The organism is Halomonas urmiana (assembly GCF_005780185.1).
GTDB classification, from domain to species: Bacteria; Pseudomonadota; Gammaproteobacteria; order Pseudomonadales; family Halomonadaceae; genus Halomonas; species Halomonas urmiana.
The window spans coordinates 1-14,134 of record NZ_VBUI01000030.1; the positions used below are offsets into that span (position 1 = coordinate 1).

The window sequence follows — 14,134 nt, forward strand, 5'->3', positions numbered from 1 at the left end:
CAAGCAAGCCTTCAGGAGGAGGTCAGGGGGCAGGCTTTATGCAACGGATAGCCGTAGTTCGTGGGGATCCGTCAGGGACAGACCCCCATTCCCCGACCCCCATTCCCCGACCCCCATTCCCCACCTAGCCTGAACCACCCAGCGGCCGGCAGAGATGCCGGCCGCTGGCGTTATAGGCGTCCTTTATGGCCAACTTTCCTGCTCGGCTCTGGGGATGTCGCGACTGACCGGCTACGTTCGTCTTGACGTACGTCTTGAGAGGCTTACAATCTTGTGAGGTTGGATCATGTACGAGGTGCATCATGACCGGTATCACAGCCACCGAGGCACGCAGCAACCTTTATCGGTTGATCGATCAGGCCGCCGAGTCCCATCAGCCCATCGTCATCATGGGGAAGCGCAACAAGGCGGTTCTGGTCTCCGAGGAGGACTGGTCTGCCATTCAGGAAACGCTCTACTTGCTTTCTGTGCCCGGTATGCGCGAAACCATTCGAGAAGGAATGGATGCTCCTGTCGATGAGTGCGACGAGGAGTTGGATTGGTGACCTGGAAGCTGGTTTACACCAAGCAAGCCCAGAAAGATGCCAGGAAGCTGGCGTCGAGTGGCCTGAAGCCAAAGGCGCAGGAACTGCTGGCCCTGCTGTCGGAAGACCCCTACCGTAAGCCACCTCCCTTTGAAAAACTGGTGGGTGATCTTGCTGGCGCCTACTCCCGCCGCATCAACATTCAACACCGACTGGTGTACCAGGTGATTGATGAGGAACGTGTGGTTAAAGTGCTCCGTCTATGGAGTCACTACGAGTAATCGGGAAAGCCCCCGATTTCCCACCTTGCCGCAGGTGCTGATGATATCCGCTATTCTTTCGGATGATTGAGTTTCCTGGGGAGCGGCTATGCCAACCGTCTTGCGCCGTCCCTCAGGGACAGACCCCCATTACCCAGATCCCCATTTCCCTCCTGACCTGAACCAACCAGCGGCCGGCAGCGATGCCGGCCGCTGGCGTTTTCGGCTCAGCGGCAATACATTGATCGCATGTATCACAAGAGGCGATCATGATGCCTATCAGTCTCCGCCTGGATCCGGATATCGAGGAACGTCTGGCTCATCTGTCCCGGGCAACAGGGCGTTCCAAGACGTTTTACCTGCGTAAGCTGATTGCAGAGCATCTTGACGAGCTGGAAGACGCCTATCTCGCTGAGCATGCGCTTGAGGAGCTTCACCAGGGCCGGGATCGCGTCATGACCTCCGAGGAGTTCTGGCGTGACCTGGAAGGTTGAGAGTGGGGTTGCCTTGCTCACTAAATGAGCGGTAAAGCTGCTCACGGGATAGCCCAGTTTCACGGGCCAGTTCCGTCATGCCCTTGGCGCGGGCCACGACGCCCATTGCCTTGGCGATATAAGCCGAATCCCCCGTTTCCAAGGCGTCGGCCAGGAAAACGGCAATCGCCTCTTCGCTTTCCAGGGCAGCCGCCGGATCGTAGCCGTAAAGCTTCTCGTTCATGACGCCTCCCACTCTGATGCCAGACGCTTGGCGGCTTCGATATTACCTTGCTGGCTGCTTTTATCGCCGCCACACAGAAGGATGATGATGTCGTTACCGCGCTTCTTGAAGGAAATCCGATATCCGGGGCCGTAGTGGATGCGCAGTTCACTGATGCCGTTTCCTACCGGCTTGACGTCACCTGGCAAGCCATTGGCCAAGCGAAAAACACGCGCGGCGATTATGGCCTTGGCGCGTTGATCATGAAGCTTGTGTTCCCACTTACGGAACGTATCCGTCTGCTTGATATCGAGCAAGATGCAATTGTAGTTTTTAAATCACGGGTCCGAAAGCGGGTTAATCGCGACCCCCATTACCCCCTAGCCTGAACCCACCAGCGGCCGGCAGAGATGCCGGCCGCTGGCGTTTTTGTCTCCCTTCTCCCTTTATTCGATAGCGTCCGACGGTCGCCGGGGCTTGCGCCCCGGGGTGCCGCGCACGGTGCGCCGGCCAAGCAACTCGGCAACCTGCTGCTGGAAGCGGGGCGTGCCCAGCACCAGCCCGCTGTGGGTGACCTGGCGGATCTCGTCGACCAGGCCCTCTGCCAGGTGCTCACGAAACAGCTCGCGATAGCCCTGCTGGCGTTCGGTGTGAGAGCGGCCCAACTCCCGGATCACCGCATGGGGCGTGATGATCGGGTCGGGGCTGCCCTGGGCGTTGGCGGCATAACTCGACCAGCGGTACTCCCCCGGATGGGTCACCATGCCGGCCCGTACCGGATTGAGCTCGATATAGGCGTGGCAGGCGAGCAGGTAGCGGGCTTCGCCCACCAGACAGGAGCGAAAGCGTCCCTCGAAGAGGGTGCCGGTGCGCCGGTAGCGGCGGTTGAAGCGCTGCACATAGACCTGGCCGATCCGCTTCATCATGGCGCTGACCGCCTGGGGATCCCCCGCCGGTGTAGCCAGCAGGTGCACATGATTGGTCATCAGCACATAGGCGTGGACCGCGACCCCGCAGGCGCGGCTGACCTCCTCCAGCATCGTGAGGTAGGCCAGGCAGTCGTCGCTATCGGCAAAGCAGACGCTGCGGTTGTTGCCCCGTTGGATGAGGTGCAGCGGGGTACCGGGCAGTAGCAGGCGGGCGCGGCGGGTCATGAGGGCCTCGTCATCGGCAGGGCTGCGACAAGCATCGCCCAGTCGATGGCCGGCTGCCGTAGGAGATCGGCGACAGCGTCCGTAATCGGGACAGACCCTCATTACCCTGGGATGGCCCCTCATCCCGGCCCGCAGCGGTCGCAGGGGATATGACCCCGGCGCATGTCGGCGTGCAGCGCTTTATCGCAATCGATATGTTGCACTGCACAAAAATGGCTGCTATTGTGCAGTGCATCAGGACGGGGATCGCCCGTTCCATGGCACTAAGAACCCAGGAGGTTCCCATCATGACCAACGCATTCGCATTCGACACCAAGCAGTTCGACACCGCTCAGCTCGAGACCTTCTTCGCCCCGGCCCGCGCCTTCGCCGCGCTGTCCGTCGACTTCACCGAGAAGCTGGTCAATGCCCAGCTCGACGCCACCAAGGCGTATAGCGATGCCAGCCTGGCACAGCTGCGCAACCTGGTCGAGGTCAAGGACGCCGAAGGCTTCAAGAACTACGTGGAAGGCCAGCAGCAGGTCGCCAAGGATCTGACCGAGCGCCTGAAGGGCGATGCCGAGAAGACCATGGCCCTGCAGCAGGAGTTCGTGCAGGAGAGCCAGAAGCTGACCGAGAGCAGCGTCAAGCAGGCTCAGGAAAGCGCTCAGCAGGCCACCGCGTCGGCGACCGAGACCGCCACCAAGGCCGTCAAGGAAGCCGCACCCAAGGCCGCCAAGTAAGCCTGAGTCGGTGTTAGACCCGGCCCGCGGGCCGGGGTGACGCAACATCCCAGCAGGCCGCCGATCATCGATCGGCGGCCTGCTGGCGTTTTGGTGTTCCACGTGTCGGCTAATCCGCGGGCTAATCGAGGACAGCCCCCCTTTCCCAGCCCCATTTCCCAGCCGATGGCCGGTTGTCGTACGAGAACGGCGAGAGCACCTGTCATCGAGGGGTCATACCCGCTGGCTAGGGTAGGGGAGCGTTACCCCATCCTTTCCGTCCCCGAGGATTGCCTCATGATCAAGCCCGTCGTCCTGCCGCTGCTGGCGGCCAGCCTGCTGAGCAGCGCCGCTCAGGCCCAGAACGTGTTCGATTACCCGCAGACCGAGAATGCGCCGACGACCTTCCATGTGGTCAACGAGATTCCCGCCGGCGGCTTTACCAAGTACGAGATCAATGCCGACCAGGGCCAGCTGATCGTCGATCGCTATGTGTCGATGCCGGTGCGCTATCCGGCCAACTACGGCTCGATCACCAGCTCGGCCGGCGGCGATGGCGACCCGCTGGATGCCCTGGTGATCACCCGGGACCCCATCTATCCCGGGGCGGTGATCAAGGTGAAGCCCATCGGCGTGCTGCGCATGGTCGATGACGGCGAAGCCGACGACAAGATCATCGCCGTGCCCGCCGACGACGTTGACCCCACCTATGCCGATATCGATGGCATGGAGGACCTGCCGAGCATGGAGGTCGAGCGCCTGAATGCCTTCTTCCGCGTTTACAAGGACCTGCCGGACGGCGGCGATATCGAGCTCAACGGCTTCGGCGATGCCAGCGAGGCGCGTGAGATCCTGACCCAGGCCCTGGAGGCGTACGAGGCCGCCGGGCAGGAGTGACGGCTGGCGGCGCAACCTTTGCCGTTCCGGCGGGCGCGGCGGGTCATGAGGGCCTCGTCATCGGCAGGGCTACGACAAGCATTGCCCAGTCGATGGCCGTCTGCCGTAGGAGATCGGCGAAAGCGCCTGTCATCGAGGGGCATAAGGGCCGACGCGGTTGAACTCCGAGCACACGATGCCCCCGACCTGGCGAAGGGCCTTGATGCCTGGCGGCCACCGGCGTGGCAACGGTCGAGTGACGCGGCTTCATTGCTTGATCCAGATCAACCCGATCAGACTTATGTTTAGGTTGCTAATGGGAAAAAGGGTCTTATCATATCGTGATGCATTTTACCCGGCTCGCAGGCCAATCACGACGAGGAGACGACCTTGGACAAGCTCGACACGCCCCGCATTGAAGCGCGTTGCCGCTGGGCCGGCTGGAAGGAGAGGCTGTGCTCGGCCGAGCAGGCGGCTGCCCTGATCGAGAACGGCATGACGGTGGGCATGAGCGGCTTTACCCGCGCGGGAGAAGCGAAAGAGGTACCGCGCGCCCTGGCCGAGCGTGCCCGTCAGGATCCGCTTTCGATCACGCTGATGACCGGCGCCTCGCTGGGCAATGACCTGGACAAGCTGCTCACCGATGCCAAGGTGCTCTCGCGTCGCATGCCGTTCCAGGTTGACGCGACTCTGCGCCGCGCCATCAATGCGGGAGAGGTCATGTTCATCGACCAGCACCTCTCCGAGACCGTGGAGCTGTTGCGCAACCGCCAGCTCGCCGAGATCGATGTGGCGGTGGTGGAGGCCTGCGCCATTACCGAGGAGGGCGGCATCGTGCCCACCACCTCGGTGGGGAATTCGGCCAGCTATGCCATTCTCGCCGACAAGGTGATCATCGAGCTGAACCTTGACGCGCCCGCCGAGCTGGAGGGCTTGCACGATATCTACATTCCGCAGATGCGGCCCACGCGTCCCCCGATTCCGGTGGTCGCGCCGGATTCGCGCATTGGCACGCCCTATATTCCGATCGATCCGGGAAAGATTGCCGCCATCGTGGTGACACACGGCAAGGACAGCCCCTCGACCCTGCTGCCGCCGGATGCCGATACCCGCCGCATTGCCGACCATCTGATCGAGTTCTTTGCCGACGAGGTGAGCATAGGGCGCCTGACGCCCTCTCTGCTGCCGCTCCAGGCGGGCATCGGGACCATGGCCAATGCGGTGATGAGCGGGCTGGCCGAGGGCCCCTTCGACCACCTGACCATGTACTCCGAAGTGCTGCAGGACTCCACCTTCGACCTGCTGGATGCCGGCAAGCTCGACTTTGCCTCGGGGTGCTCGATCACGCTCACCGAAGCGCGTGGCAAGCGGGTATGGGGCAACCTGGATGCCTACCGCGACCGTCTGGTCCTGAGGCCCCAGGAGCTGTCCAACCATCCCGGGATCGTGCGCCGTCTGGGCATCATTGCCATCAACACGGCGCTGGAGATGGATATCTATGGGAACGTCAACTCCACCCATGTGGGCGGCACCCGGATGATGAATGGCATCGGGGGCTCCGGTGACTTTGCGCGCAATGCCCAGCTGTCGATCTTTGTCACCAAGTCGGTGGCCAAGGAGGGGGATCTCTCCAGCGTGGTGCCCTTCGCCAGCCATGTGGACCATACCGAGCATGACGTGGATGTGGTGGTCACCGAGCACGGCCTGGCCGACCTGCGTGGCCTGGCGCCGCGCGAGCGGGCGGCGCGTCTGATCGATCAGTGTGCGGATTCGCGGTATCGTCCGGCGCTGCGTCGTTACTTCGAGCACGCCTGCCAGCGTGGGGGCCATACGCCGCATTGCCTGGAGGAGGCGTTCTCCTGGCATATCGCCGCGGAGCGCGATGGCCATATGCGCCGCTTCCAGACGGAGGATGCTGGGGCGCGTCGGGGCGAGCATCGCGAAGAGCCCCCCGTTGCCCACCCGGCCTGACCAGATTGCGCGGCATGCCCCGTACTTTCAGTGCGGGGAAGAATAGCGCGGGTGCCGAAGGCGCCCTATAATGCTGGATGTATGCACAGCATAGGGTGAGCCATGCAACGCCTCCAAGCCTTCAAATTCGAGCTGATGCCGAACGGCGAACAGGTGCGCAAGATGCGCCAGTTCGCCGGCATGGCGCGGTTCGTCTTTAACCGAGGGCTGGCGTTGCAGAAGGCGCGGTATGAGGCCGGTGATAAAAAGCTCGGCTATGCGGGGCTGTGCAAGCAGCTCACTGGCTGGCGCAACAGCGACGACACCCCGTGGCTCAAGGAGGCACCGGTCCACCCGCTCCAGCAGTCGCTGAAAGACCTGGAGCGCGCCTACGCCAACTTCTTCGCCAAACGGGCCGATGTTCCGCGCTTCAAGAAGAAGGGCCGGCACGACAGCTTTCGCTATCCCGATCCGAAGCAGATCCGGCTCGATCAGGGCAACCGCCGGATCCACCTGCCCAAGCTGGGCTGGCTGCGCTTCCGCAAGAGCCGTGAGGTGCTGGGGACGGTCAAGAACGTCACCGTGAGCCAGACGGGCGGACGTTGGTTCATCAGTATCCAGACCGCGCGCGAGGTCGAGGTGCCGGTGCCGCAAGGTGGCGCGGTCGGCATCGACCTGGGCGTTACCCGTTTCGCCACCTTGTCGGATGGCCGCTACCTCGAGCCCCTTGACAGCTTCAAGCGTCACCAAGAAGCGCTACGCAAGGCCCAGCAGTCCCTGAGCCGCAAGAGCAAGTTCAGCAACAATTGGAAGAAGGCGAAGGCCCGTGTTCAGCGCCTTCAGGTGCGCATTGCCAATATCCGCCGCGACTTCCTGCACAAGGCTTCCGCCACGATCAGCCAAAACCACGCGCTCGTGGTGCTGGAAGACCTGCAGGTCCGCAACATGTCGCGGTCGGCCAAGGGCAGTATCGAGCAGCCGGGGCAGAACGTCCGGGCAAAATCTGGTCTCAACCGCTCGATTCTGGATCAGGGCTGGTACGCGTTCCGGCGCCAGCTCGATTACAAGCTCGCCTGGAAAGGGGCACATCTGGTCGTGGTACCGCCGCGCAACACCAGCCGCACCTGCCCCGAGTGCGGGCATGCAGCCGCCGAGAACCGGCGCAGCCAGTCACGTTTCGCCTGTGTCGAATGTGGATTCGTGGCCAATGCCGACCATGTGGCGGCCATCAATGTGTTAAGGGCGGGGCACGCCCGGTTAGCCTGTGAAGTGAGCGGTGCAGCAAGGCCGCCAGCAGCAGGAACCCACCGAAGCGACTCAGCGCCAGCCGTAGGCTGCGCCTTAGCGCCGTAGGAATCCTCTTCCTTTCCGCCGCAGGCGGCAACGTCCTGAGCCGTTGAGGGAGAGGAGGATGTCAACCACCCTGCGGCCGGCAGCAATACCGGCCGCTGGTGTTACGTGTGCTGCTGGTGCTGGCGGAGTGGCGCCTAGACGAGCGTCTCTGCCCATGTCTCTAAGAGGCTCATGCCACGAACAGGCTCATGCCACGAACAGGCTCATGCCACGAACAGCCAGAGCGCCGACAGCGCGACCGTGAGCGACATGCCGCGTCCCCAAAGCCGCACGGCGCTGGAGGAGTGCAGGGCGCGTTGCAGGCTGCCCGCCAGCCAGATAATCAGCACAAAGACCCCGAACAGGGCACCCAGGGTGGCAAGGATCAAGTAGAGCGCATCCTGCAGGCGCATCGCGGTCAGGTCAGCGACGCGCGGCAGCAGCACGAGATACATCACCAGGGTCTGCGGGCTGCTGAGACAGATCGCGAGGCCCGTGAGAAACGAGGCCGCGCGCCCGGCGGCCGGCAGCGAAGGATCCGCCGACACCGCCGATTGGAGCCACATGCGGGCCGCCATCCAGAGCAGGCATCCGGCCCCGGCATATCTGGCGGAGGTGAAGACTTCGGGATGCGCCTGGAGCCAGAAGCCCAGGCCGGCGCAGATCGTCACAATGACCAGGATGTCGCCGGCACAGATCCCGATCGCGATGGCGCAGGCCCCACGTCGATCGCGGCTGGCGGAGCGGGCAGCCAGCACGGCAACCAGGGGGCCAGGCGCCAACGTCAGCGCGGCAAGTGTCAGCATGTAGGTGAACAGTGCCGTCAGCTCCATAAAGGCGTCGACTCGGAGAAACATCGTTTATAGGCTTAGCGGTAAAACGCTGGCACGCGCCGTCACTTCCCTCCAGTGCGCGAGGCGCACTTGGCCGCCAGCGTGCTAATTCTGGCGTCCCGTGTTTTGTGGGCATGAAACACCCGCGACTGCTCCGGGGGATGTTCGTCTCCTCCAGGAACGGATTGCCTGAAGAGGACCTATCTTTTGACCCCGGGAGCCGCTTTCGACCGTCCGCGCCGGGTGGTGATGCTGATCTACCCCCAGGTGGCCTCGGTGGATGTCTGTGGCCCGCTCGAGCCCTTTGGTCTGGCCAACTTCCTGACCGGGCGTCGGCTCTATGCGCCGGTCACGGCGTCGGTCGACGGCGGCGCCGTGGCCGTTGCCGGCGGCTTCCTGACACTCCAGCCGACCTGTAGCTGCGCCGATCTGACCGAGCGGATCGACCTGCTGCTCGTCGCGGGAGGGCCGGGCTGCTTCGCCGCGGCGGAGGATGCGCGCCTCCTGTCATGGATCCGCCGGCTGGAGCCGCGCTGTGCGCGGATGGGCTCGGTGTGCACCGGCTCCACCGTGCTGTTGGCCTCGGGCGTCACCCATGGGCACCAGGTCGCCACGCACTGGCTCGAAGCGATGCGCCTGAATACCGAGGCATCCTTCAGCGCTCGGGTCGCAGCCGACGCGATCTTTCTCAACTCGGGAAAATTCTGGACCTCGGCGGGCATGCTGGCGGGCATCGATCTGGCCCTCGCGGTGATCGAGGCGGATCATGGGCGCCAGCTGGCCGTGGACATCGCGCGCTTCATGGTGATGGTCATGCGCCGCCAGGGCGGACAGTCCCAGTTCAGTTCGCAACTGATGGCAGAGGCGACGGAAGACCCCCGCATTCGCCGGGTGCAACGCTATATCTGGGAAAATCCGCGCGCGGACCTCTCCATGGCACGGCTGGCAAGGTGGGCGGCGATGAGCGAGCGCTCGCTGGGTCGGCGGTTCAAGGCGGTCACGCGCTCCACGCTGTCCCGCTACATCGAGGACGTGCACCTGAGCCTGGCCCGCCGCCTGCTGGAGACCTCGCAACAGTCGATGCAGGCCGTGGCCGACCATGCCGGCTTCGGGACCACCGCGACGCTGCGCCGTGTCTTCCAGCGCCGATTGGGTGTCTCCCCGAGTCGCTACCGGGCCAGCTTCGGCACCGGCAACGCCGAGGCGGACCACGGCATCGCCGAGAACGCCGCGCTGCGTATGGACCTCGAGAGCGTCGTGAACGGTAAGTCGGTCTGGTAGCTGGCGCCGCTACGTCGCCCGAACGCTATCAAGAGGGCGAAGGCGTCGGTGCACTCCCGGGTGGTCGGCGGCAGGCCGTCACGACCCTTCAGTGGTTGCGCTTGCCTCGCGTCTCACGTCTTGCTCGTCGATGAACCGCCCAGCGCCTCACGGGATGGTCAACGTCGCGTATCACGCCCAGGCGTCGCAGGTGCTTGTTCGTCCAGCCGCACAGGCGCGGGTAGAGGCTATCCAGCAAGCGATGAAACAGCGCGAACAGCGCGGTAAGCCCCAGCGGCAGGATGGCCTGCATGCTGGGCTCGTTGGCCAGTACATCCCAGGGACGGGGCTGCAGGGAGCCGATGCGAGCGCCGAAACGGCTGATGGCCAGCGAACGGCCGCTGGCATGGCAGGCTAGATCGATACCCGTGCCGTCGCTGGCGGCGCCCACCACCGAGAAGGTGCAGGTGAACGCCGCCATGGCTTCCCGAAGGCCTTCGCCGTCGGGGTTGTCGAGCGCCGCCCGGTTCGTCATCACGCGCACTTCATCGCCCAGGCGCAGCGGCACGGCCATCACCGTGTACAGCAACTCGGAGCCCAGCCGCCTGCCGACCACCGAGACCTCGCCGGTTCGCAGCAGCGGCGGTGAGGCGGGCTCCGATGGAGAATAGGCATCGCCCCCGATGGCACCCAGGCCCTGAAGCGTGCCGTTCAACGGCTGCTCTGTCAGCATCACCTGCAGTTCCAGATCGCGGCTCGCCTGCCTATCGTCGCCCGAGAGGGGCTTGAGCACCGCCGCGGGCTGGGCGGTATCCGTCGTTGCTGGCGCATCCCGGGCTGCGGCGATATGGATCGACAGGGGGCCACTTCCCTGCCGGGTCAGTGTGACCCGAGCATGAGGGCCCACCTCCACATATCCGGTGAAGGATTCCCAGGGTCGGGGAGCTCGGTCAGTGGGCAACTCGATGAACGACGCCTCGTCGGTGCCGGCCGCTGCCGCCTGAAGCGGCGACTCCTGCCGTGCCTCGGCGTTCTCCAGGTACCAGCCCGTGCCGCTCAGCTCCTCGGTGGTCAGCGTGAGCACTTCGCTCTTGGCATCGACGTGGAAGGTGTAGGGGCCCTCGATCACCAGGGTCATCGCCTCCATGAGCAGCGGTATTGACCCGGCGGTGAGGACCAGTGACAGCAGGGTCTGGCCGAGGGGCCGTCCCTCCCAGATGCCGGACAGCAGCGCGGCGTGTGCCCCGCGGGTTCTGGCGTGTCGCGGCGTCACGGTCATTGTGCCAGCGGTACGGGAATCGTTCTGGCCGGGCTGGGGCCGCGCATGCGCACCAGCTCCGCTTCGTCCAGCCGTGGGTCGCCAGCTTCGTTCAGCTGGGCCAGGTCCACCCGGCAGATGGTGTCGAAGGCGATGCGCTGGGTGGCGTCGATGTCGTCGCACTCAACGGCCAGATGCCGTGCCTTTCCCTCTCCTCCAGGGCGATCCACGGGCACCGCGAACAGCGTGCGCATGCGGCTGCTGTTGACCATCACGTTCAGGATGCCGGGAGCTTCGACGTCGGCCCAGGCGACCGGCAGGATTGGCCCGGTGGGCTCGGCCGGGGTGCAGGCCGGCTTGATCTCGGCGAGCACGGCGAGCCGGTGCGGTGGTGGGGTCTCCTGGTAGCGGGAATAGTACTCCTCGCGTTGCGACGTGAAGGTCACGTTGATGGGGCGTGACGCATCGGAGGGGGAGGACAGCGGATCCAGCGCGGCTTGCAGCAGGCCGGTATAGAGGCCGTCTCGGGAGGTGAGGGTGACACACAGCTGTTGGCCCTGCGTCTCGATCCCGGCGGGAAGCCAGGCGTGCAGCTGCTGTTCGCTCCCCTGGTCATTCGGGTGGCCCTCGGGATCCAGCATCACCCCCACCAGCGCACGCCCGGAAACGGTCACCGCCGGGGAGTAGCCCTCGCTGAGGAACGTGGCCTCCAGCGTGAATTCGTCTGCCGACTGTGCCAGCGCCTGGGAGGCGAGCAGCAGGCAGGTCGTGGCCCAGGTCGCGAGTCGTCGTATCGTCATGACAAGCGGATCCTGAAGGGCAGGGTAGCGCTTTGGCCGCCGGCATTGCCTTCACGCGCATGTCGGCCAGTGATGGCGCAGCGCAGGGCGCCCGAGAGATCGACACCGCTGACCTGGGTCAACTCGAGGCTGCAGCTGTACCCTGCCCATGACAAATCGACTCGCCAGCCTCCCCGGGTGAGGTGTCCAACGAATTTTCCCGAAGCACGGGCCCCGTTGAAGCTGCCGCTGAGTTCGTCCGTGGCCTGGTCGATTCTCAGCTCTTTGAGCATCAATTCACGCCACAACTGAAAGGTATAGGCCTGCGCCTGGCTAGGCTCCCGAGGCTCGATCACCTCCACGGAGAGCAGCTCGCGGTCCTGGAACAGCTGGCGAAGCCCGGCGGTCTGAAGGCGCTCGTCGCCGCTGCTGAACGCGGACTCCAGGGCCATGCTGCGCAGCACCGGGTCGTCGGACTTCATGACCTCCTCGAACACCGCCAGACGCACCGAGGCGCTGTCGTCGGCCAGCAGGGTCCGCACCTGGTCCAGCATGCCGGCGCGCTCCTTGGCCGCTTCCAGCTGGCTCATGTTCATCGCCATGGCTGGCGTGGCCCACAATGCCAGCAGCAGGACGATTACCCCCCTCCGTTTGCATTTCATGGTATCTCTCCTCGTGGCGAAGCCTCGGCGCTGAAAATCTCAGCGTGTCGTGGTGTCTGCGCTGCGAACATAGCCCTCCGGTGTTCGGTACCAGGGACGGCCCACGACCTTTCCATTCAGCTCGATGCGCTGCCCGACGGTGAGCCAGCGGTGCGCCGGCGACCAGGGGCTGGGGGCTTCTCGAATGGGGGTTCGGGTGGTGACAACGGCACTGCCCTGAAGGGGCTCGATGGGCAGGTCGGAGGCCGGTAGCTGGTGGCTACCCTGGCTGGCAAAGAAGCGCCCGATCCGCTCGTTGAGGGCATCCTGGCGGTAGGCGCGAATCAGGCCCGCCTCGGTACCGAGCACCATGCCGACCGGCTGGCCCTCGAGCATCAGCTGGGAACCGCTCATGCCCTTGAAGGCCTCGGCGCCGGGGGAGAGGGGCGTGACCTCGATGTGGCGATGGTCCACGGAGACGAATCGAACGCCGTAGGCCTCGACGCCGCCCGTTTCGCGGACGCGCAGAATGACCCCCTGTCGCGCCTGGGTCACGGCCTCGCGCAGCGTCGAGGCCAGCGATTCAACGCGAGGCCAGCCCATGCCGCAGGGCAGGCGCCCACGGGCGTCGACGCGAATCACGGCGATATCGTCGCCAAAATCGGTGATCAGCTCCGCCGGGGCTCTCACGCGCTTCGTCGTGATGATCTCGAGCCCCAGGCCCATGCCCACGACATGCTTGGGGGTCACGGCAAAGCACTCGCCGCTGCGCGCCCGGAGAACCCCTTGGCCAGACTCGAGGCCTTCCACCAGCACGGGTTCCGCCAGCGCCGGCCATCCAAGGGCCATCATCAGGCCGCCGATCACCATTCGCTGAAGTGCCTTGCGCATCCTGGCCATCCCGGTCTCGGTTTTCCTTCCAGCGTAGACGAAGGAGCACCACACCGGCGCTCGCAGCGGGGAGGCATTGGAGAACGGTGATAGCAGCCCCTTCCACACTTCCCTTCAGGCGCTTGCCAGGGCCGGAAGCGACGCGATCGGTGTTGGCGGGCTCATCCACCAGGGCAAGGAGGTGAGCAGGGCATGCTGGGGGGATTCAAGGAAGGTACCGCGCCGCCGGAGGATACTCTGCTGCTGCGGGAGATCCGCGATGAACCGCGCAACAAAACAAATAAGTGCCGTAAGCCCGCCGGCGGCTCGCCGCGGCGGGCAGGCGGGCGTCAAGCCGCTCTTCAGCAGACCTCGTCTGCCCGGGGTGCCCTTGTCTTGCTGGCGGGCCCGGTCCGTTTGGCCGCCTGCCGGGCGCGGTTGCGGGCGATGGCGTCGCGGATGTCCTTTTCCGGGTCTTCCAGCGCATCGCCCGAACGAAAGCTCGCTCGGCCGCTGAGCCACTCCGAATTATCGGCCCGCTCGCGCACATGCGCGACATCCTCGCTGCTCTGCCAGGCCGGCAGGCTGCCGGCGGGGCTGGGCTCGACGATCAGCCGGCCCTCCCAGGCCCAGCAGCGCTGTGGCACCCGGGCGATCGCCCACTCTCTGCCCCGCCAGTGGGCCCGGTACTGATCATCCAGGCTGAGCTCTGCCCAGGGCACCAGCGCCTCGAACAGCGCACTGTTGAGCACGATGCCGGTATCGCCGATGCGCACGCCGCCCCGGTACTCCCCCCGGGCCAGCTGGCGAGCGGCTTCCTTGTACGGCAGTGGCGTCGCCAATTGGCCGCCCTCGCAGAGGTGTAGCGTGTTCTGTTGCTCGTCGACCTGCTTGATCACCCAGCAACGAACGGGTGCCTTGCGCCACCAACGCTTGATCATCGCCTGCCCTCCCTGTGTCGATACCGCGCATCCTGATGGATGACGCTGTTCCTCGGCGC

17 protein-coding genes are annotated in these 14,134 nt (G+C 64.9%); 8 read left to right on the top strand and 9 right to left on the bottom strand.

Annotated features, from left to right (window positions below):
* Positions 1-302: 302 nt before the first annotated feature.
* The 3 genes from FEI13_RS16260 to relB all read left to right on the top strand — a co-directional run bounded on the left by FEI13_RS16260 (position 303) and on the right by relB (position 1,278).
* The gene (locus FEI13_RS16260; RefSeq protein WP_138182566.1) at positions 303-545 is read left to right on the top strand and encodes a type II toxin-antitoxin system Phd/YefM family antitoxin; all 243 of its coding nucleotides are present in this window, start codon (positions 303-305) and stop codon (positions 543-545) included.
* Positions 542-805 carry a Txe/YoeB family addiction module toxin gene (locus tag FEI13_RS16265; protein WP_138182567.1) on the top strand — a complete coding sequence of 88 codons (264 nt, stop codon included), beginning with the start codon at positions 542-544 and terminating at the stop codon, positions 803-805. Before FEI13_RS16260 ends, FEI13_RS16265 begins: the two co-directional genes overlap by 4 nt.
* A gap of 248 nt (positions 806-1,053) precedes the next feature.
* Positions 1,054-1,278, top strand: coding sequence for a type II toxin-antitoxin system RelB family antitoxin (gene relB / locus FEI13_RS16270; protein WP_240036551.1), 225 nt, complete (start codon positions 1,054-1,056; stop codon positions 1,276-1,278).
* Here the strand turns inward: relB and FEI13_RS16275 are convergent.
* The 3 genes from FEI13_RS16275 to FEI13_RS16285 form a co-directional block, all read right to left on the bottom strand.
* On the bottom strand, positions 1,238-1,501 hold the full coding sequence (locus tag FEI13_RS16275) for an addiction module antidote protein (protein WP_138182568.1): 264 nt from the start codon (positions 1,499-1,501) through the stop codon (positions 1,238-1,240). The two genes, relB and FEI13_RS16275, sit on opposite strands and share 41 nt — an antisense overlap.
* Positions 1,498-1,797 (bottom strand): type II toxin-antitoxin system RelE/ParE family toxin, encoded by a 300-nt coding sequence (locus FEI13_RS16280; protein WP_138182569.1) that lies wholly within the window; start codon positions 1,795-1,797, stop codon positions 1,498-1,500. The genes FEI13_RS16275 and FEI13_RS16280 overlap by 4 nt, the downstream gene beginning before the upstream one ends.
* Before the next feature lie 129 nt (positions 1,798-1,926).
* Positions 1,927-2,634 (bottom strand): transposase, encoded by a 708-nt coding sequence (locus FEI13_RS16285; protein WP_138182570.1) that lies wholly within the window; start codon positions 2,632-2,634, stop codon positions 1,927-1,929.
* A 287-nt stretch (positions 2,635-2,921) separates the two neighbouring features.
* Here FEI13_RS16285 and FEI13_RS16290 point away from each other — a divergent pair, with 287 nt between their 5' ends.
* The 4 genes from FEI13_RS16290 to FEI13_RS16305 all read left to right on the top strand — a co-directional run bounded on the left by FEI13_RS16290 (position 2,922) and on the right by FEI13_RS16305 (position 7,514).
* Entirely contained in the window at positions 2,922-3,356 is a 435-nt protein-coding gene (locus FEI13_RS16290; protein WP_138182571.1) for a phasin family protein, read from the top strand.
* Between the two features lie 276 nt (positions 3,357-3,632).
* Entirely contained in the window at positions 3,633-4,232 is a 600-nt protein-coding gene (locus FEI13_RS16295) for an inorganic diphosphatase (RefSeq protein WP_138182572.1), read from the top strand.
* Between the two features lie 369 nt (positions 4,233-4,601).
* Positions 4,602-6,182, top strand: a complete 1,581-nt coding sequence (locus FEI13_RS16300; protein WP_240036552.1) for an acetyl-CoA hydrolase/transferase family protein — start codon at positions 4,602-4,604, stop codon at positions 6,180-6,182.
* Between the two features lie 102 nt (positions 6,183-6,284).
* The gene (locus FEI13_RS16305) at positions 6,285-7,514 is read left to right on the top strand and encodes an RNA-guided endonuclease InsQ/TnpB family protein (RefSeq protein WP_138182573.1); all 1,230 of its coding nucleotides are present in this window, start codon (positions 6,285-6,287) and stop codon (positions 7,512-7,514) included.
* Between the two features lie 203 nt (positions 7,515-7,717).
* Here FEI13_RS16305 and FEI13_RS16310 read toward each other — a convergent pair whose 3' ends face one another.
* Positions 7,718-8,326 carry a LysE family translocator gene (locus FEI13_RS16310; protein ID WP_158294561.1) on the bottom strand — a complete coding sequence of 203 codons (609 nt, stop codon included), beginning with the start codon at positions 8,324-8,326 and terminating at the stop codon, positions 7,718-7,720.
* Between the two features lie 249 nt (positions 8,327-8,575).
* Between FEI13_RS16310 and FEI13_RS16315 the strand changes: the two genes are divergently transcribed.
* Positions 8,576-9,607, top strand: a complete 1,032-nt coding sequence (locus FEI13_RS16315) for a GlxA family transcriptional regulator (protein WP_138182575.1) — start codon at positions 8,576-8,578, stop codon at positions 9,605-9,607.
* 88 nt (positions 9,608-9,695) lie between these two features.
* Here the strand turns inward: FEI13_RS16315 and FEI13_RS16320 are convergent, their stop codons facing one another.
* From FEI13_RS16320 to FEI13_RS16340, 5 genes are all read right to left on the bottom strand, one after another.
* Complete coding sequence (locus tag FEI13_RS16320; protein WP_138182576.1) at positions 9,696-10,859, bottom strand: hypothetical protein; 1,164 nt, start codon at positions 10,857-10,859, stop codon at positions 9,696-9,698.
* A 2-nt stretch (positions 10,860-10,861) separates the two neighbouring features.
* Positions 10,862-11,644 carry a hypothetical protein gene (locus tag FEI13_RS16325; protein WP_138182577.1) on the bottom strand — a complete coding sequence of 261 codons (783 nt, stop codon included), beginning with the start codon at positions 11,642-11,644 and terminating at the stop codon, positions 10,862-10,864.
* The gene (locus FEI13_RS16330) at positions 11,641-12,285 is read right to left on the bottom strand and encodes a hypothetical protein (protein WP_138182578.1); all 645 of its coding nucleotides are present in this window, start codon (positions 12,283-12,285) and stop codon (positions 11,641-11,643) included. The genes FEI13_RS16325 and FEI13_RS16330 overlap by 4 nt, the downstream gene beginning before the upstream one ends.
* A 39-nt stretch (positions 12,286-12,324) precedes the next feature.
* On the bottom strand, positions 12,325-13,155 hold the full coding sequence (locus FEI13_RS16335) for a hypothetical protein (RefSeq protein WP_138182579.1): 831 nt from the start codon (positions 13,153-13,155) through the stop codon (positions 12,325-12,327).
* Between the two features lie 341 nt (positions 13,156-13,496).
* Entirely contained in the window at positions 13,497-14,075 is a 579-nt protein-coding gene (locus FEI13_RS16340) for a hypothetical protein (RefSeq protein ID WP_138182580.1), read from the bottom strand.
* Between the last annotated feature and the right edge of the window lie 59 nt (positions 14,076-14,134).